Genomic DNA, 19,711 nt, shown 5'->3' with positions numbered 1-19,711 from the left:
GAATATGCAGGGTAACTTATTAAAAGTTTTAGGAGTACTTGCTATAGTAGCAATGTTAGTTTGCTTTATTTTTGCAGCACTTGGTATGATAGGAGCAGTAAAAGTCGCTGACGGCTGCTACATGAGATATGCGTCCGATGGTAAAGGAGGGGTGGATTCAATAACCGGTACTATAACCCTTAATGCTAATGCTAATTATGTAAACACTACTAAGATATTGCCCAACGGCACGACTCTGCTTATCCCTGATCCTACTCGTTACGGTGAATGGCTAAATACTCAGGTGCTAGTAGAAAACAGCCAACCGGTAAATTTACAAGTAGTCGGTCAGATTAGCTTGTGTTTAGCTTATATACCGAAAGATAATTTACAACGTACAGGGGCTGGATCTAATTTAGACGATAACGGTCAAATGATCGCGATTCCTCGTATTAACGATGCAAATAATCCACCTGTCTCTCTAATAATGGATGCAAAAAATAATGAATGGCGTAATATTGCCGAATTATACGCCAATGATAGAGTTTTAGTTTCCATATCTCCTAATTTTGCCAATACGGATGCGACAGTTAAGGATGCTTTTAAAGGTGCTGAAGTTACGAAAGATTGTTCAGAGAATAAAACTACTTATAATCCAATTTGTGGAAAATATTCTGTTTATTCAGGTAAGTATGTCAATGCTTGTGAGTTAAAAGAGAAGTATTGGAATTGTAAAGTCACATGGAGGTGCCCTAACTGGCATGAGCAAATAGGTTGCGACTGGGGAGCACTCGGCTGTAATCCTCGTTGTGATAAGAAACCAGAATGTCAAGAGCAATGTATGGCTTGGGTTAATGTAACTAGACCAGCACCAGAAAACTACCTAGATGATGGGAGTTTTACATTTTCGTGGTCTGACGACACAGGTAAATTATTTACCGACTATTCAGCCCTTCAATGTTCTAATAATGCTAATATTCCTCCAAGTGGTCAATGTCCTGATAGTGTTAGCGATCGTAATCCAAAAGATAAAGATTATATTGGAGGTGTAAATTGTACTTCGGGAATATGTAGCGATGGAGATTTTCAAAAGAATCGGAAATTTTGGTATACGGCGGACGGTAAAGGAGGCAAAGGACCAACTGGATTAATATATCAAATGAATGATGCGGGTTCTGTAAGTCAAGCTCTGCCTTCTAAGCTAGAATTTGCTAAATTTGTTGCAGATACAGATCAACCGTCTGACTATAAAGATAAAGACGGTAAATATTTATATAAAGTTATATATAATATACCTTTTAACAGTAATATTGAAAAAAGTTATTTACAATATAGGCTGTGGTCTCCTACCTCACAAGATAGTAGTAAGAATACGGGAGGATACGTTTTAAATATTAAACAGACTAAATGCTATAGAGAAAACGGTAATAGTTTTAACGATACTTTTGATGATCGAGGACGAGTGCAATACATAATAGTAAAGCCTTCGGAAAACCCGAATACTAGCGGTAAAATCTATTCACCTCAAGGAATTAGCGTTGATAGTGCAGGTAAATATAGCTTTAACGCAAATGAAGCGGGTTATATATGGATGAAAATTCTAAATGATCCTGGTAATAATTTAAGGGATTATAAAGATAGTGAAGGTAGCTATAAAGTACATTTCTTAACATCCTTAAAAGTAGGAAGTTTTACTATTAAAGTAATGAATCCGTTACTTCAGTTATTTAAAACTAAAGTGCAAGGGGCTGCTACTTCTATTTTTAAAAATATGGTATGTTATAAAGCTAATGATAGCTCGTCCTGTACTAACTTTTTTACCTATATTAAAGCAATTTTAATTCTGTATGTGATGACTTACGGAGCAATGTTTTTGCTTGGTTTTGCTAAGATAAACCAAAAAGAGCTAGTAATTAGAATAGCAAAAATCGGGGTAGTTAGCGGACTTATGAACGGTAATACCTTTGAATTTTTCAATAACTATCTTTTTGATGCAATTACCAATTTTTCAGACTCAATTATTGCTAATATGAGTGGATATAGTTTGTTTACTTCTACTAATACTATTTCTAATCCTTTCATGTTTTTAGATGCAGTAATGAGTAAAATATTTTTTAGTCAAACCTTTATCGCTCAATTACTTGCACTTCTTTCTCTTGGGTTGAGTGGTATTATATATTTTATAATTACTTTTATTGCGGTTGGCATAGTAATTATTACGGCACTTAGAGCTGTTGCCGTTTATATTATGGCATTTATGGCAACTTGTATATTAATCGGTATAGCTCCTTTATTTATTAGTTTCTTATTATTTGATTTTACTAGGTATTTATTTGATAATTGGGTGAGGTTTACGATCCGCTATATGATAGAACCGGTAGTTATGATGGCAGGTATTATAGTGCTAACACAGCTATTTACCATTTATCTAGATTTTGTTTTAGGTTATAGCGTGTGTTGGAAATGTGCTTTACCGATAAAAATTCCGTTTATCGGTACTATTTTACCTATTGCATTGCTGAATGTACCTATCTTCTGTATTAATTGGTTTGCCCCTTGGGGAATGGATTATATGTCGGGTATGATGGGAGTAAATATGCAAAATATCGTAGCTCTAGTTATTATTGCTTACGGTATGTACGGTTATGTCGAATTTTCAGGACGTATGGTAGTAAAATTAACTAGTGCTTTTGGGCCTTCGGCTACTGAAATTGGTGGTAAAATGTCTCATGATGCAGAACAAAAAGCATTAAGTTCAATAGGAATGGATGATAAAACAAGACAAGGTATTACCGGCAGAGCGAAAGCACGATTAAAACAACGCAATAAGACATTAGATCAGGCTGAGAAAAATAGGAAAAATACGCCAAAAGAAGGGGACGAGAAGACAAATGAAGAACCACCTAAACCTGAAACACCGAAATAGAGGGTGAATCGAAAATTGTCATTGCGAGGAAATTTTATGCAATAATTGACGAAGCAATCTCAGGAGTTATTTCATGAGATTGCCGCGCAGCCATACGGCTGCTCGCAATGACGGGTTTGCTATTTAATGCTATGGACAAGCCACGGTATGACGTGTTGAATAACAATTTAAAATTATGAAAATTCTTAAGAGTTTAGTTTTATTAGTTTTGTTTATGGTGATACCAGCTAAAGCCGATGATGCTTTTTCATGGATGTCAACCAGTTTTGGCGGGTTAAAAAGCTTATTCGGTTGTTTAGAAGTGCCTAAATTTACAAGTTTTCAAGAGGGTAATATAGGAATTAGTGTATCTACAGCCGGAATTTGGCAATCAACAGGTAATACTGTTGAGAAAGGTAAATTGTTAAAAATAAATTGGTCTACTTCAGGTATTACTCCTGAACCTAGAAAATATCTAGTATTATATAGAATTGATCCAAGGTTTAGTAAGCCACAAGTTTTCATTAAAACTTATAATTATTCTAAATTACAATTTGAAGCTTTAGGATTTCCTCGTTTTGTTATGGACAATAACAGTGAAACACCGGGGGCTATACCGCCTGATAAAGACCTTGAGGCACTTTCATTTACTAAAATGTCTGATTCTGTTAAATATTTTAACTATTCTAACGGTAATTCGAGAATTGAAGTTAAGGCCGGCGATGTAGTAAATATTAGTTTAGTTGGTAAAGATAATTTTTTTAGCCCTAATACTCCAAAACTTCCTAATACCGTAGATAATATTTTAACACAGGAACTTGATAGCTCGATATTCGCTGCTTCTGCACTTTATACTCAAAGTAACCTTGGAAATTTTGATAATAGAATAATTTACTCTTCTGCAGAGCAGGTGTGTAATATGATAGATAAGGAAAGAAAAAGTGTATGTAGCGGCACGGGTACTGCTACAAAGTATAAAAATACCGATAATGGAGTAATAGTCGGTAAGCCTATGATAACGGGAGCGGTACAGTATTTCATGGACTTAATTAATGCTTGTCCTGCTAATGCCGGTATAAATACTAGCCCTGCTTGCTATTACGATCAAGGTAGAGGGATGATAATTAAAGTAGGCAGGCAGGTTATTAAGGGACGAGATCAGAGTTTTGTAAATTCAGGCAGCACTCAAAGGAGCTTTATATATTATCAAGCCACTAGCGGCGGTACTATGGATTTTACTAGCGATTGGCAAGTTAGTAACATGTTTAGTAATTCAGTTTTAATGAGTGATTGGAGCCAAAATTTTTCAAATTATGCTAGTTTTGTAGATTATATAAATAAGAATGATTGGTCAGCTAATTTTTTATATTTTGGTCGTTATTCGATGATTGTTGAAATAGGTAATGGGGCAAATTCAATTAATCCTGGTGATCAACAAAATATAAAGTTAGAATATTTAATAACACCTGATGGTACGTTACCTGATCCATCTGTTCGTGGTACGCCGGTAGATTATAACTTTGCGGCTGATGCACCGCAAAATGGATATTTATGGTTAAGGGTGGTAAATCCTAATAGTAATATACAAGGGGTAGTTAGTGTAAATTATGCTAATTATACCGGTACAACTTGGTTTTCTGATATAATATATAACGGTGTTATTAAACCTATTACCGATCAGTTTAGAACTTTTAGTCAAAACTTTTATATTAAGTTAGTTAAAAATTCTGCAGTGCAGAATTTAGCTAAAGCTGCATTAACCCTTTATGTTACTATATTTGGGCTAATGTTCGTTGCAGGAGCATTAAAATTAACTGCCGTAGAAGTAATAACACGTATATGCAAAATAGCTATAGTAGCTTTTTTAATTAGAGAAGAAAGTTGGAGCTTCTTTAATACATACTTCTTTAGTGCATTTACTGACGGTATTGATTTCTTTGTAACTAACGTAGTAGGTGCTACAAGCTCTAGATCTAATATTTTTGGTTTTATTGATCCTATATTTGATAAATATACTAACGGTAGGATTTGGGGATTACTATTTATTGAATTATTACAAATACATAATGGTTTAGCATTTATCGCTATTATAACCATGTATTCACTTATTACTTATTTTAGAGCTATTTTAGAAGTTATAATAGGTTATGTTATTGCATTCATAGGGGTAACTGTTATGATTTCATTGGCACCGTTTTTTATAATATTAATGTTATTTGAAAAAACTAAAAGTTTATTTGATAATTGGATATCGACATTGCTTAGCTATGTAGTGCAGCCGACAATATTATTGATTTTCTTTTTATTGATAGATCAGGTTTTATCTGAGCAGCTTTTAAAAGTGGTAGTTAGAGCCTGTTGGGATACTCTTATACCAATAAAAATAGGGCTTGATTTAACAAATCTTGGTATTCCGATGCATTTCTCTTTTACATTACCGTTCTTACCCGGAATACCTTTCTATGTACCAGATGTTCCGGAAATTAGTAGCTCGAATATTCTAACGAACAATGCTAATACTTTCTTAGTATTATTTACTACGGCTTTATTATTTTATTCATATTGCTTGATGTCATATGGTTTAGTAACTTTTGTAAATATAGTAGTTGGAATGCTTACAAATGTTACACCGGCACGAATATCAGGAAATTATCAAGAACGTTCTGATCCTGTGGGAGCCGTTATGCAGGATATAGATTCGGTAACAAAACCGGTTAAAAAGGCTGCAATGGCTCCGGCTAGAGTTTTCAAAGACAAGATAATTGATCAAAATTATAAAGCTAGAAAACCGGAAGGAGGTGGTGAATTTACAAATAAATTTCTTGCTGAGCGTAATGATGTGAAGAAAGAGGAAGGAGAGCAGAAAGAATAATTGTAAATATTTTCACCGTCATTGCGAGGAAATCGCATAGCAATTGACGAAGCAATCTCAGAAGTTTAGTACTGCTTCATGAGATTGCCACGCTCCCTATGGTTGCTCGCAATGACGTTGAAATTGAGACATATGGAAATAACACATAATAAATGAACAAAAATATTTTTATTACATTATTAATATCACTATTGCTGCTTTCCGGTTGTACCGGCGATACTTGTATTGACCCTGATGATTTCGGTTTTATCAAATTCAATGTCTCTTCTAGATATGATCCGGAAGAAATTACTTCAAGACAGGAAGGTGATCAGGTAGCACCATGGCGTGATAGTGCTTATAAAGTAAACGGCTATCCTTTAACCGTTATGGTAAGACCGTGGAGTTATATACTTGGCGATAAAAATACTTCAGGTCAGTTATCTGCATGGTGTCCATGGTATGGTCAAAAAAATAACACAACTACTTTGGCTGCTTTTTGCGTTAAGCTACAACCGTGTACTTTTTGGGATAATGCTAGACTTGATATGTGTACTCCTAATCCCGCAAATCAAAATGATGCAATGATTAGTAATGCTCCATGTATAATGACAGACGGTGTCGGACTTTATTTACTTATTGCCGCTAAAAATACCGATCCCAATATTTCACCGGACTCACAGCGTAAACCGCAAGGTATAACTCAGCATTTAGGAGAGCTTACTTCGAGTGTAGGCTATGAATTTTATAGTATTAGTAGTACAGGACAATTCTTGAAAGCCGGCGGTATAAATTATCAATATAAAGGTGCAGATAAGTCAAAATATGCTCAATCTCCTCTTTATTTTAAGATTATAGATAAATTTTATGATGATAATAGCGGGCAATATAGATTAGTAATAAAGTCCGGAGTTACTGATACTAGAACCGATCCGCTACAATTTTTAACGGATTTAATAAAAGGAGTATTATTTGGTAAGGATGGGATTATAAAGAAAACTTATCAACAAATAATTGATACGTCGGGTTATAGGATGAGTGTCTCGGCTATTTTAACTCTATATATAATGTTTACGGGCTTTTCCTTTTTAATAGGTAATATAAACCTTACTCATGTCGAACTTATAGTTAGAATATTAAAAGTTAGTATAGTCTCAATATTATTAAGTACGGATAAAGCTTGGACATTTTTTCATGATTATTTATTCGTATTTTTTATTGATGGGGTTCAGCAAATACTGCAAATAATTAATGAAGCTTCGGCTACCGGTCCCGGTTCTCAAAGCTTGCTTGGGTTACTTATTTCTCCTCAAACTTTATCTAAATTATTTTCTTTACTATTTGTTGATTGGCTTGGTTTTATATATATCATTCTATATTTAATAGCCTTATATTTCATTTTCTTTCTTATATTTAAAGCCACTATTATCTATCTAACCGCTCTTATAACTATCGGTATGATTATAATTATGGGACCGATATTTATTTGTTTCATGTTGTTTAATATAACTCGTTCGTTATTTGAGAATTGGTTAAGACAATTAATATCATATGCATTACAGCCTATAATTTTATTTGCCGGTATCGCTTTTATTTCAATGATCATCAGAACCGAAATATATTCAACGCTTGGTTTTGCGGTATGTAAACATGATTTTCCTAATTTAGGTCCGATAAATGAAATATTCGGTAGTTTCCTTGAGGATATAGATCCAAGCCTGGGTCATTCAATATTTTATTGGTGGTTCCCAGTACCGATGAAAGGCGGTATAAATAATTTCCACAAAGCAAATATATTAGTTCCTGAAGATCATATAATAGTAGATGATTCTTGTAAGAATGACCCTGATAAATGTAAGCATTGTGCTGCGTATGAGTGTATAGATGAACGCTATATTGAATTACCGTTTTTAGATTTAGTTAAAGATGCAAAAAGAATTAATAATTTTATAAATGGGAAATTTGTCCAACTTGACGGGATATTACTAATTTTTGTGTCTATTTATTTGCTAAGTAAATTTAACGATACTGCTATATCGACGGCACAATTTATTGCCGGTACTTCAGGTAATTTAACAGACATACAAAAAGTTAATCAGCAATCTTATACATCTGCAACGAAACAAATGAATAGACCGCTAAATTATGTGGCTAAGACGGTAAGTGCACCTGTAACTAGCCGTGTAAGTGCAGGGAAAGAGCAAACTCGTATGTTCTTTGCCGAGAAATTTGAAAATATGATGATGGGAAGGCTTGAAAAGCAAGCTCTCGGTTCTTCAGCAAATAAAACCGTACAAAATGAGGTTAAGAGAAAATACGGTATAGATTCTAAAGATGTCAAAATGAATGCTATTACGGATTATGAAAACGGTATTGCAGGATTATTAAAGAATTTACCTAAGGGGAATGAATTAAAAGCAAAAGAACTATCGCAAATGAAATTTACTCAGCTTCGAGATAAAATTGCTGCAAATAAATATGGAGTGAAAGATTACGCCACTTTAAGTAAAGAACAAAAAGCTGAGCTTGATAAGTCATTAAAAGATGCAAATTTACGTGAACTCGCTAGCGATGCAAACTTTACTAGAGATTATCAAGATGCTTATAAAAATGCTCACCAAGAAATGTCAGGGCGAGGTGTTGGTCTATTCGGTAAGAATATAGGAGTGCTTAGAAGCTGGCAAGAGATAGAGCATCGTGTTGATACAAAACGTAAATTAAAAGAAGAAAAGCGTGTAGGTATAGGCGAAAAAATATATGCAGGTTATACAGGAATAAAAAGAGGAGCTTTAACTGCAATAGTCGGTAAAGATTTACGTGATGCTTATGAGGGTAATCTAACCAGTGCCGAATGGCATGATTTTGAATATAACGATCCAAGGCTTAGAACTTATAGCGAAAAATTAAAAGATGATGAAAAAGCACGAGAACATGAAGAGCTCCAAATGCATATTAATAAGGAAGCGCTAGCTGCTCAAGCAGATATATTATCACCGGAATATCTAGCAAGACTAGAAAAAGCAGGTAGACATAGTGATGTGGAATATTATCAAGAATTAGCTCAAAGAAAGCTTATTCATGAGGTGCATGGTAGGTTATTTGAGGAAGGTGAACCGGTAATGATGGGCGACAGATTTATGCGTGAGAAAGCTACTGATTCTCAGATGCGAGATATGATAGATAACGCTCATAGAAAACATGCAGAATTTATAGATGGAGATCGATATATTCGTCGCCAAGAGCATTATGATATTATGCACGAGAAAGCCCAGGAAAATTTAGAGCAAACTTATAAAGAGCTTAAAGATCATTTCAAAAGAGATGATATCAAGATCGAAGAAATGCCGGCATTAATAGCACAAAAAGTTAAAGATACCGCCGAGGGAGCTGAAATAGACCAAAAGATTACAGAAGAGCTTAATAACTTTAATGCTGATGTTAAAAATTATGAATATAGTACTGAAGTATTAAATAAAATAGAGGATAGAAAGCAAGCCATTACCGATGAAGTCAATGCTCAGATCGATCAGATTAATAAATATAGAGAAAATGCCAAAATGCAAACCTATGTAAAGCCTATAGTAAACGAGGGTAGAAAGCTAAGAAAATTAGAAGATCATTTAAGAAATATGAAGTAGAGTAACTAATAGTTGTTTTTAACAATTATAGTATATAGAATATGTAAAAACAAAAATGGTTCTGAAGAACTCAAGTATTTATCATCAGATAAAAGCTTAAAACCGCAAAAAAGTTGGGAAGAAATATTTACAGAACTAAGCTCAAATCCTACTAATGATTTTTTTCTGAAGGAAGAGAAGATTCTCCACTGCAAGAACGAAATTGGAAATTATTTAAATGATTGATATATAGCTCTTATGTCATTCCTGCTTTCGCAGGAATCCAGAAAAATAACTTCAATATTGATACAGAAGTTACATATGAAGATTTTACATATATCAATTAGAGGAAGATTGATGATCAGGTTGATGTTATAGGAGCAGGAGATAGTAACATCTATTAATTTAAATAGGTAAGATGAGTTAAAAGCCTATAAAAACTTTTAATAATAGAACGGTACAAACGAATTTATAAACAATTCGCTTGTATCAAACCATACATATAAAATATGCTATTTTTTTGTATATACTCAATCTTTATTATAATTATGATGAAAATCTATTATTTTTTGGGAAGCCCATAGGAGGTAATTTACCGGTACTACCTCTTTTGCCTAAAAATGCAACAATGTTTTTCTCAAGTTTTACTTTTCCATTGTTATTCCAACCTAAGCCATCTTCTTTATTGAATATTTTAATATCTAGAAGCTTAGCATTCTTAAATTTTTGCAGCGTTACACCTTGCCCTTTTTTCATTTCAGGTATTTCATCTATATTAAATACCAGTAATTTACGACTTTCACCGATACAAGCAATACTATCCCCGTTTACAGGTAAACAAGCTATACATACATGACCATCCGGTACATTCATAATTTGCTTTCCTGTTTTTGTTTGAGCCATTACTTCATTTGAATTAACTAAAAACCCCTTACCTACACTACTTGCAAGTAATAAAAGCTGATCAGGTTTATAGACTAAAATATTCGTAATATCGTTATTGCCTATATCCACAAGTAGCTTTATAGATTCCCCTGTTCCTTTACCTTTGGAAATATTATCGGCAAGCAAAGTAAAGAATCTGCCTTCTGCACTAACTATTAATATTTTATCAGTCGTGTAAGCTTCTAAAATAAATTTTTCTGCATCACCTTCTTTATATTTGATAGTCGATAAATCGGTGTTATGACCTTTTAACGAACGCACCCACCCCATTTTTGAGCAGATAATAGTAATCGGCTCTTTAGTAATGAAAGCCGTTATATCAACTACTTGATTCGTAAGTGTTACTTCCTCAAAGCTTGTACGCCTTGCTCCTATTACCGTATTTAATCCAAATTTCGTTTGTACTGTTTTGATTTCTTTTTTAACTATTTTCCATAGTTCTTTAGGGTTATTTAGAATTTCTTCTAATATAGCTTGTTGCTTCTGCAAATTACTATGCTCATTAATAATTTCCTGCTCTTCAAGCTTGCGAAGCGAGCGAAGACGGGTATTTAATATCGCTTCTACTTGTATTTCGGTTAGTTTAAACCACTCCATCATTATCGCTTTTGGCTCATCTTCTTCACGAATAATTTTAATTATCTCATCAAGATTTAGATAAGCTATTCTAAGCCCTTTTAGAATTTCTAAACGGTGCTTGATTTTGTTTAAAAGATAAGTTGATCTGCGAGTAACAACATTTTGTCTATGATCTAGAAACTCTTGTAAAATCTCTAAAATATTCATTACTCTCGGCACGTTATTACTGCCGATCACATTCATATTTAACTGAATGCGGCTTTCTAAATTCGTTAGCTTGAATAGAGATTCCATAACTATTTGCGGATCACATCCCCGATCTCTTGGCTCTATAACCAACCTTATAATGTCTGTTGATTCATCTCTAATATTGCTAACAAGGGGAATTTTTTTATCCTTTAGTAATATTGCTATTTGTTCTATAAGTTTTGATTTCTGAACCTGATAAGGTATCTCGGTTACGACTATCTGATATGTACCGTAACTTAGCTCCTCTTTTTCCCATCTGCTTCTTACTCTAATACTACCGCGTCCAGTAGTATATGCAGCATTAATAACTTCAGCTTTATCAATAATTATGCCGCCGGTCGGGAAATCAGGACCTTTGATAAAGTTCATTATATCGTTAATTTCAACTTTCGGATGGTCGATTAAATGTATTAGAGCATCACAAAGCTCATGTAAATTATGCGGCGGTATATTGGTTGCCATACCGACTGCTATCCCTTCAGAACCATTAGCTAGTAAATTCGGAAAACTTGCCGGCATTATTACCGGTTCTAAATCGGAATCATCGTAAGTAGGGCGAAAATCTACCGTATCTTTATCGATGTCCTCCATTAATAACGTACATATGTCCGTCATACGTGATTCGGTATAACGCATAGCTGCCGCATTATCACCGTCGATAGAGCCGAAATTACCCTGCCCATCAATTAAAGGATAACGCAACGAAAAATGCTGAGCAAGGCGTACCAAGGTATCATACACTGCCACATCACCGTGCGGGTGGTATTTACCTATTACGTCACCAACCACCCTTGCACATTTCTTATAGCCGGAATTCGGCTCAAGCCTTAACTGTAGCATTGCGTATAATAACCTACGATGTACAGGCTTGAGTCCATCACGTACGTCAGGAAGCGAACGTGACATAATTGTTGATAACGCATAAGCAAGATAACGCTCTGATAATGCATTACCAAAGTCAATATTTTCTATTTTAGCTTCTTTCATAAATTATTTAGTTTTTATTTATCGTCATTGCGAGCAGTCGTTGTTGCGTGGTTCTCTATGTCATTCCTGCGCAAGCAGGAATCCAGAAAAAAAGTATAAACACAGCAAATTCTTAAAATTAAAAGCTTGATTTATCTCGCTTTATGATGGATTCCTGCTTGCGCAGGAATGACATAAGAGTATACAAATATCACTTCAACACACAACTCTGCTTATTATAAGCTAATTTCTTACAAACCGCTTTAGCTTGACTAAGACTACCATAATCACCGGCTAAGATTAAATAGAAAAATTTGCCGTCGTCATATTTAACTTTTTTGGTTGTGATAACAACATTTTTAAGAATTTTCGGGAATTTCTTTTTTATTCTTTCCCCTTCTTTCATTGCTTCTGCTTCAGATTTGACCGAACCTAGTTGTACTTTATAACTTTCATTATTTTTACAATTTTTAGCATTACTAACCTTATCTTTACTTCCTTTTTCAAGCTTTATTATATTTAAATCCGTTTCATTTTTGGAGTTATTATTTGGCTCTATTAATGCAATAAGGTTAGATATTTCATCAAAAGATTCATCGCTTTGACTCTGGTTACGAGCAGCTATACTCATAGGTTTCTCAGGGTCAGGAAGCAATTTTACGGTTTTAATATTTGTATCTTTAGCAATAAGATTTTCATATATCGTACTATGTACTGCTGCTATTTGGTTATTTTCTATTATAGACGGTTTTATTTTTGTAGGCAGCTCATCAGGATAAATAGTAATTACCGGCTTGCTATTCTGATAATATTGATAACCAAAATAAATAGCGGATATACATACTAAAAATACTAGAAATATTTTAATAAAAATATTATTGATCATATTTAGTAATTTGATAATAGAAAAACGTCATTGCGAGGAAAAATTGTAAGTTCTGACGAAGCAATCTCAGGAGTATTATTTCATGAGATTGCCACACCAGCCTACGGCTGCTCGCAATGACGACTCGGTATCCACACGAGCAATACCTCCTTGCAATGACGATGAAAACCTAGCTACATTTTGTTCATTGGTTCTACACCTATCACTTCGAGACCGCTAGCTATAACTTTCTGTATGGCACTTGCAAGAGCAAGGCGTGCTAGAGTTAATTCTTTATTGCTCTCAATTACAAATCTATAATCGCTATTTTCTTTACCGAAATTCCACATAGAATGAAATTTTGATGCTAAATTTATTAAATAAAATGCGATACGATGCGGTTCAAAATATTTTGCAGCTGCTTCTAATGTTTTTGTCCAGCTAGCCAAAAGTTTTATAATCTCAATTTCTTCTTCAGAGGATAATAAAGATAAATCATACTTACCTGCTTCAAAGTTATTATAAGATTCAGGCATTAATTCTCTAGCTTTTGATAAAATAGATATCGTTCTCACATGTGCATATTGTACATAAAAGATAGGATTTTCTCTTGATTGTTCTTTCACTTTTACCAAATCAAAATCAAGTGGCTTATCACTTTGTCTAGTCAACATCATAAATCTTATGATATCTTTCCCCACCTCATGATTTACGTCTTGCACACTAGCAAAGCTCCCAAGACGTTTTGACATTTTAACCGGCACACCGTTTTCAACGAAATTGACCAATTGACAGATTTTAACGTCCACTTTAACCTGCTCCTTACCTAAAGCTTTAACTATTGCCTCAATTCTTTTAACATATCCACTATGATCGGCACCAAGTACATAAATTAAGTGATTCGCTCCCCGCTCTATTTTATCCTTAGCATATGCAAGATCAGAAGCAAAATAAGACCAACTGCCATCAGCTTTTTCTATAGGACGATCTTGACTATCACCGTACTTAGTAGATTTAAATAATTTTTGAACTCTATTATCCCACTCTTCGTGAATTTTACCTTTAGGGGCAGGTAACGTACCTTCATAAATTAGCCCCATACGCTCCAGTAGTTTAACTGTTTTCTCTATCTCACCTTTATCATGCAATGATTGCTCAGAGAAAAATATATCATGTTTAATCCCTAAATCTGCTAAATCTTTTCTATTTAAATCAAGCATTTTTTCTACGGCAAAACTTTTGATTATTTTGAACCTTTCAGCATCGTTCATCGTTAACAATTTATTGCCGTATTCTTCCGCTAAAATTTGCCCAAGCGGAATTAAATACTCTCCCGGATATAATCCGGCAGGGATAGTAATTTGCTCACCTAAAGCCTCTTTATAGCGTAATAATACCGTACTAACTAAATCATTTATTTGTGAGCCTGCATCATTAACATAATATTCTTTTGTAACGGAGTAACCTACCTTTTGCAAAATCCTTGCTAGCACATCACCATATACCGCACCCCTAGCATGCCCTATATGCATTGGACCGGTGGGATTTGCCGAAACATACTCGATGTTAATATTTCTGCTTTTATCTATATCAATTTCAAAAAACTTTTCTTCATGCTGTAAAATATCCTTTATTGATGCCTGCCAACTATCAGCTTTTATAGTAAAATTAATAAAGCCCGGTCCTGCTATTTCTATACTTGCAATATAAGATAATGTTATAAGGACTTCTTTAAATTTTAAAGCCACTTCCCGAGGAGAAATACTTTCTTTAGCTGCAATAATCATTGCAATATTACTTGATAAATCACCGTTAAAACTATCTTTCGGTATTTCAATAGTAGCAGTATTTGCTATTTCTTGATTATTATATAATTGCCTGCTTGCCACAATTATATCTTGTTTCAATTGATTAAATATATTCATAATTATTAAATGTTATTAAAATTCAGCGAATAGAATTCTTACAAACGCTTGCTAATAAGAAGGAATTTGTAGGAGACACAGAACGCAGCACCGCAACGTACACTTTAGTACGTGAGGATGCGAGCACCGGAGCGACGCACAAATTACCCTTAGAAGCAAGTTATGTAGGAAGTCGAGCAGAGCTGATTATATTCCTGAATGGCAAAACGGTCAGTCATCCCTGCTATATAATCAGCAACAACTCTAGCTTTACTATATGTTTCCTTAGAGTCTATTAGCATTTTCCAATTAACCGGCAATAAATTAATATCATCCATATAAACCTTAAACAGACCTTGTACGATTTTAGTACATTTAAGGCTGATGGCCGTAATTTTATTACTTTTATAAACTCGCTCATGAAGAAACTTCTTAGTTTCCTTAATATTTTCATTAGTTTTTTCCGTAAAATTCACTATCTGATAATTCAAGTTACGTATCTCATCTATGTTAGTAATTTTTTCTTTATTTAAATTTTCTTTTGTTTGCCATAATAAATCGGTAATTAACTCATGTATTAGCTTACGTACTACCTCATAAATCAGACATGAGGAACTAATATTTTTAAATTTTGACTTGAGTTCAAAAACATGTTGATCAATATATTTAAGTTCAGCAAGACTATTAAAATCGATAATTTTAGCACCGATACTATCTTCCAAATCATGCGAAATATAGCTAATATCATCGGCAAGCGCTGCTATTTGAGCCTCTGCTGATGCATAGGTACTAAGTTCTAAATCATTTTGCTTATTATACTCTGCTACATATTCATTTATCTCGCCTAGTATAGGACCGTTATGTTTTACTATTCCTTCTAAAACTTCCCATGTTAAATTTACTCCATTATAAGCCGCATATCTTTTTTCAAGTAATGTTAGTATCTTTAAAGATTGAGCATTATGAGAAAAGCCGTTATACTCTCTCATACATTCATTTAAAGCCCGCTCTCCCGCATGACCGAAAGGCGTATGCCCAAGATCATGAGCAAGTGCTATTGTCTCAGCTAAATCATTTGATAAATTTAAAGTATTAGCGACCGAACGTGCAACAGTTGAAACCTCTAGAGAATGAGTTAGCCTATTTCTGTAATGATCTCCCTCGTGATTAATAAACACTTGAGTTTTATATTGCAAACGCCTAAATGCATTAGTATGTATAATGCGATCACGATCACGTTCAAACTCGTTTCTATAAGAGGTCGGGATTTCCTTATATAATCTTCCCCTACTTTTAAGAGGATCAGAAGCGTATGAAACAAGCATCGTTATCCTTTATTTTGAAAGACGTTGTTGTGTGGATGCCGAGTCGTCATTGCGAGCAGCCGTAGACTACGTGGCAATCTCATGAAATAATAACAAACTCCTTAGATTGCTTCGTCAATTGCTATGCAATTTCCTCGCAATGACGAAAAGTTAGAACCACACAACAAAGCTAACTTGAAAAATATCAAGATATACTATATAATTTATGAGACTTTTACAAGGTAATTTTAAGTGACGATAACAATTACGGATAGAGCTTTTGAACGGGTTTGCGAGTTAGTAAAGCTAGAAAAAGATAAGAATTTAGTACTGCGAGTTTCGGTTGATAGCGGCGGTTGCTCAGGACTTATGTATAATTATGAACTAATCTCAAAAAATAATATAGAGCAAGATGATTATGTTATTACTAAACATAATGCTACAATTATTATTGATCCTATCTCTCAAAAATTTATGCTAGATTGCACTCTTGATTTTATAGAAGAGCTAGGCAGTTCATATTTCAACGTTAGTAATCCGCAAGCTAAAGCAAAATGCGGCTGCGGTAATTCTTTCTCGGTGTAAATGCAAGTATTGCGAGTGGGCATTGTTATTAGAATGCCGATGTCATTCCTGCAACAGCAGCAATGACATCGCAACGTCAAACTTTTAATGTTAATCATTAAGTTGCATAGTTGCCTCAACTTCGTCCTTATTATCATAAGGAGGACGCTCTACTTCATTACTATTGTTATTATCTTTATCTTCTTCGTTATCTGAAGCATTACTATCTATGTTAATATAAACATGTTGTTCTTGGGCTTTGTTGAATTATTAAACTTTGTTTTAATGTTTCAGCTTGAAATTTTCTTAAATTTAGTCCTTGTCCTTTACATTGCTCCGTAGAGAGAATTTTAAGGCCTTGAGATTGTCTTGTTAAATCATCACATACTAAAACTCTGCAGTCCGAAGTATTTCCTTCTTCTTGTTGTTGAGTTTTTAAATCCATTATTTCTGCATCAGAGTACACCTCGGTAATAAGTTTTACTAAGTCAGGACGATCATTTATTATAGTCTGTGTATCACTTAAAAATTTTGTTCTGTCAGCCTCTTTAGTAACTATACTCAGATCTTCCCCATCTTACCTTTGTCAAGCATTGAGCGTATAAAAGCAGTATTTTCCTCCATCTTCGTACTATAAACTTTATGAACTTTTAACAATAATTTTAGGACTAGCTATACTTGCAGCCTTTAAATATTCAAAAGCAGCTAGCGGTATTTAATTTAAATAAAAATTCTCCTAAAGATATATAAAGATCTTTTTTTAAAGATAGATAATTCTCTACTTCTTTTTTATTCTTAGGGATGTTAAAAATTTCTCTAAGAATAAAATTACACTCTTCTACCGGGTCTATACTTAAACTTACCTTGAAATATTTTATGCTTCAAGAAACAATTTAATTACTATTTCGCTTTTATTTTCGTCCTTATAGAATCTCCCTAAATTTAAAAATAATCCACCTATTTTTTTTACAAATATTGCTAAAAATGTACGTATCATGGCCATAGAGAAAGTTATAAAATCTTTATCAATTTCCAGAACATTAATATATTCTCTTATTGCCCTAAACCAATCTAATTCTGATTTACTGTTTTCATAGATCATACCTAAATAATAATGAGCATTGGCTTTTATTTCATTTATAGATATAACAATATGCTCAGCTTGCGATCCCGTAAGTTTATCAAGCCATTCTAATGCTTCTTTATAATATTTTTTTTGTTCTTTTCTGTTATAAAGGGGTAGTTACTAAAATCCAAAGCGGTTACATTGATAAACTCTGCAAGCCCGCTATTTGGTTTACTAATGTTTCATTAAATATAGAACGAGTGTTATTAGAGAGCCAAGCTATAATATCTTTATATTCATACTTTTAGATATGAAGCTTGTGTTTGGAGTTAATATATCCTTAATATTACGTAATTTTATTAATATATTACATTCTTCAAGAACAGTTAGGTTTGGAGTGTTTTTTTGTTCCAAAATATTATTAAAATACTCCGTCAAAAAATCATTTATATTTTTTAAACCTCGTTCCTGTTTAGGACTCCAAGCAGTGTACTGCCAACTGCTTTTATTTGATTCCACATAATAATTATACCTATAAATTATTTGCATTTATACAAATAAAAACATTTATGATCTATAAGTTGAATAAGTAAATTTACAACAAAGATTTAAAGGTGAAGTGGTGAAATTCTAACGATAAGAAAGTTCTATTTTTTATATTGTAAAAAATTATTACTTCTATTTTAAAATTGAATTAATAGGAGATATTTATATATATTTTGAAAGGTAAAATTTGAAGTTATTTTTCTTTTGTAATTTTATCATATTTTTTTAGTTTGATAAGAATGGACTCTAGATTATCCAACCTCATCATACATGGACCGTCGCTTGGAGCGTTATCGGGGTCTTGATGTACTTCCATATACATACCGGCGATACCTACAGAAGTTGCTGCCTTTGCAAGTAACTCTACATATTTTCTTTCTCCGCCAGTACTACCTCCTAGCCCGCCCGGTTGCTGAACGGAATGTGTGGCATCAAAAACTACAGGTACATTTAACTCTGCCATTATTGCAAGACTACGCATATCAGATACCAAGTTATTATAGCCAAAACATGCTCCTCGCTCTGTAAATAATATATCCTTTACTCCAAAAGCTTCTAGTTTTGTTTGTACATTTTTCATATCCCACGGAGCTAGAAACTGTCCTTTTTTTACTTTTACTATTTTACCTGTTTTTGCTGCAGCTTGAAGCAAGTCGGTTTGTCTACATAAAAATGCCGGAATTTGTAAAATATCTGCTACTTCGGCTGTTTCGGTACATTGACTCTCTGAATGAACATCAGTAACAATAGGGCAATCGAATTCAGATTTTACTTTTGATAAAATTTCTAAACCTTTCTCAATACCAAGTCCTCTAATCCCATGTACGGAAGTTCTATTAGCTTTATCAAAAGAAGATTTATAAATAAATGGAATCTCAAGCTTGCTAGTTAATTTAACAAGTTTTTCTGCCATAAACAACGCATGATCTCTTCCTTCAATCTGACAAGGCCCTGCAATTAGAACAAACGGTAAATCATTTCCTATTTTGATATTGTTAAGTTTTACTACTTTTTGCATAATTCTTAGATTTAATTAATTGAGCGAGGCACGGATTAGTGTTTCTCTGTTATATCAGGTACTGATTCATTTTCTATTAAGTCATCATTAATTATTAGTGTATAATATTTTTCTTTTATTGTCGTTAAATCATAACTACCATGATAATAACCTTCTAGGTTAATAATTTTTTTTAAATAAAAATTTACCTGCTCTGTTTCTAACGGTTCATCTATATTTTGTACAATAGACGACTTAATATTAATTAAATACGCTTTTATTTTTTTTAATTCTTTAATAATTATAACAATATCATGCGGTTTTGTTACCAATATTCCTACAAACAAAATTAATAATATTTGTGTTAAAGACAT

Annotated in this window: 12 protein-coding genes and 2 pseudogenes; 5 read left to right on the top strand and 9 right to left on the bottom strand. The window is 33.4% G+C overall.

What is annotated here, in order from left to right; all coding sequences use genetic code 11:
• Window positions 1–4: 4 nt before the first annotated feature.
• The 3 genes from A3305_RS03555 to A3305_RS03545 all read left to right on the top strand — a co-directional run bounded on the left by A3305_RS03555 (window position 5) and on the right by A3305_RS03545 (window position 9,373).
• Window positions 5–2,905, top strand: coding sequence for a type IV secretion system protein (locus A3305_RS03555; protein WP_045799380.1), 2,901 nt, complete (start codon window positions 5–7; stop codon window positions 2,903–2,905).
• A 175-nt stretch (window positions 2,906–3,080) separates the two neighbouring features.
• The gene (locus tag A3305_RS03550) at window positions 3,081–5,756 is read left to right on the top strand and encodes a type IV secretion system protein (RefSeq protein ID WP_014391785.1); all 2,676 of its coding nucleotides are present in this window, start codon (window positions 3,081–3,083) and stop codon (window positions 5,754–5,756) included.
• 152 nt (window positions 5,757–5,908) lie between these two features.
• Window positions 5,909–9,373, top strand: a complete 3,465-nt coding sequence (locus A3305_RS03545; RefSeq protein WP_014391784.1) for a type IV secretion system protein — start codon at window positions 5,909–5,911, stop codon at window positions 9,371–9,373.
• Window positions 9,374–9,898: 525 nt separating this feature from the next.
• On the opposite strand, the gene parC is transcribed toward A3305_RS03545, so the two are convergent.
• The 3 genes from parC to argS form a co-directional block, all read right to left on the bottom strand.
• Window positions 9,899–12,112 (bottom strand): DNA topoisomerase IV subunit A, encoded by a 2,214-nt coding sequence (gene parC / locus A3305_RS03535; RefSeq protein WP_014391782.1) that lies wholly within the window; start codon window positions 12,110–12,112, stop codon window positions 9,899–9,901.
• Between the two features lie 190 nt (window positions 12,113–12,302).
• Window positions 12,303–12,977, bottom strand: a complete 675-nt coding sequence (locus A3305_RS03530) for an SPOR domain-containing protein (protein WP_014391781.1) — start codon at window positions 12,975–12,977, stop codon at window positions 12,303–12,305.
• 173 nt (window positions 12,978–13,150) lie between these two features.
• The gene (gene argS / locus A3305_RS03525) at window positions 13,151–14,881 is read right to left on the bottom strand and encodes an arginine--tRNA ligase (protein WP_014391780.1); all 1,731 of its coding nucleotides are present in this window, start codon (window positions 14,879–14,881) and stop codon (window positions 13,151–13,153) included.
• Between the two features lie 29 nt (window positions 14,882–14,910).
• On the opposite strand from argS, the pseudogene A3305_RS11800 reads away from it, so the two are divergent.
• Window positions 14,911–15,117, top strand: a pseudogene (locus A3305_RS11800) (palindromic element RPE1 domain-containing protein); the annotation flags it as partial.
• Here the strand turns inward: A3305_RS11800 and A3305_RS03515 are convergent.
• Window positions 15,031–16,185, bottom strand: a complete 1,155-nt coding sequence (locus A3305_RS03515; protein WP_014391779.1) for a deoxyguanosinetriphosphate triphosphohydrolase — start codon at window positions 16,183–16,185, stop codon at window positions 15,031–15,033. The pseudogene A3305_RS11800 and the gene A3305_RS03515 sit on opposite strands and share 87 nt — an antisense overlap.
• Window positions 16,186–16,416: 231 nt before the next feature.
• Between A3305_RS03515 and A3305_RS03510 the strand changes: the two genes are divergently transcribed.
• Window positions 16,417–16,749 carry an iron-sulfur cluster assembly accessory protein gene (locus tag A3305_RS03510; RefSeq protein ID WP_014391778.1) on the top strand — a complete coding sequence of 111 codons (333 nt, stop codon included), beginning with the start codon at window positions 16,417–16,419 and terminating at the stop codon, window positions 16,747–16,749.
• A 211-nt stretch (window positions 16,750–16,960) separates the two neighbouring features.
• On the opposite strand, the pseudogene A3305_RS11795 reads toward A3305_RS03510, so the two are convergent.
• The 5 genes and pseudogenes from A3305_RS11795 to A3305_RS03490 all read right to left on the bottom strand — a co-directional run bounded on the left by A3305_RS11795 (window position 16,961) and on the right by A3305_RS03490 (window position 19,711).
• Window positions 16,961–17,606, bottom strand: a pseudogene (locus A3305_RS11795) (hypothetical protein).
• Entirely contained in the window at window positions 17,603–17,830 is a 228-nt protein-coding gene (locus A3305_RS08850; RefSeq protein WP_014391776.1) for a hypothetical protein, read from the bottom strand. The pseudogene A3305_RS11795 and the gene A3305_RS08850 overlap by 4 nt, the downstream one beginning before the upstream one ends.
• A 243-nt stretch (window positions 17,831–18,073) precedes the next feature.
• Window positions 18,074–18,313 (bottom strand): hypothetical protein, encoded by a 240-nt coding sequence (locus A3305_RS03500; protein WP_014391775.1) that lies wholly within the window; start codon window positions 18,311–18,313, stop codon window positions 18,074–18,076.
• 220 nt (window positions 18,314–18,533) lie between these two features.
• Window positions 18,534–19,358, bottom strand: coding sequence for a 3-deoxy-8-phosphooctulonate synthase (gene kdsA / locus A3305_RS03495; RefSeq protein WP_014391774.1), 825 nt, complete (start codon window positions 19,356–19,358; stop codon window positions 18,534–18,536).
• A gap of 35 nt (window positions 19,359–19,393) precedes the next feature.
• Window positions 19,394–19,711 (bottom strand): DUF2672 domain-containing protein, encoded by a 318-nt coding sequence (locus A3305_RS03490; RefSeq protein WP_014391773.1) that lies wholly within the window; start codon window positions 19,709–19,711, stop codon window positions 19,394–19,396.

This window comes from Rickettsia amblyommatis (assembly GCF_002078335.1).
Lineage (GTDB): Bacteria > Pseudomonadota > Alphaproteobacteria > Rickettsiales > Rickettsiaceae > Rickettsia > Rickettsia rickettsii.
The sequence above is the reverse complement of the archived record's forward strand: the minus strand, read 5'-3'. Positions and strand labels throughout refer to the sequence as shown.

Excerpts from the sequence above, each read along its gene's own strand:
- A3305_RS03555 (WP_045799380.1), top strand. The coding sequence starts at position 5 with ATGCAGGGTAACTTATTAAAAGTTTTAGGAGTACTTGCTATAGTAGCA.
- A3305_RS03550 (WP_014391785.1), top strand. The coding sequence starts at position 3,081 with ATGAAAATTCTTAAGAGTTTAGTTTTATTAGTTTTGTTTATGGTGATA.
- A3305_RS03545 (WP_014391784.1), top strand. The coding sequence starts at position 5,909 with ATGAACAAAAATATTTTTATTACATTATTAATATCACTATTGCTGCTT.
- parC (WP_014391782.1), bottom strand. The coding sequence starts at position 12,112 with ATGAAAGAAGCTAAAATAGAAAATATTGACTTTGGTAATGCATTATCA.
- A3305_RS03530 (WP_014391781.1), bottom strand. The coding sequence starts at position 12,977 with ATGATCAATAATATTTTTATTAAAATATTTCTAGTATTTTTAGTATGT.
- argS (WP_014391780.1), bottom strand. The coding sequence starts at position 14,881 with ATGAATATATTTAATCAATTGAAACAAGATATAATTGTGGCAAGCAGG.
- A3305_RS03515 (WP_014391779.1), bottom strand. The coding sequence starts at position 16,185 with ATGCTTGTTTCATACGCTTCTGATCCTCTTAAAAGTAGGGGAAGATTA.
- A3305_RS08850 (WP_014391776.1), bottom strand. The coding sequence starts at position 17,830 with ATGATCTATGAAAACAGTAAATCAGAATTAGATTGGTTTAGGGCAATA.
- kdsA (WP_014391774.1), bottom strand. The coding sequence starts at position 19,358 with ATGCAAAAAGTAGTAAAACTTAACAATATCAAAATAGGAAATGATTTA.
- A3305_RS03490 (WP_014391773.1), bottom strand. The coding sequence starts at position 19,711 with ATGTCTTTAACACAAATATTATTAATTTTGTTTGTAGGAATATTGGTA.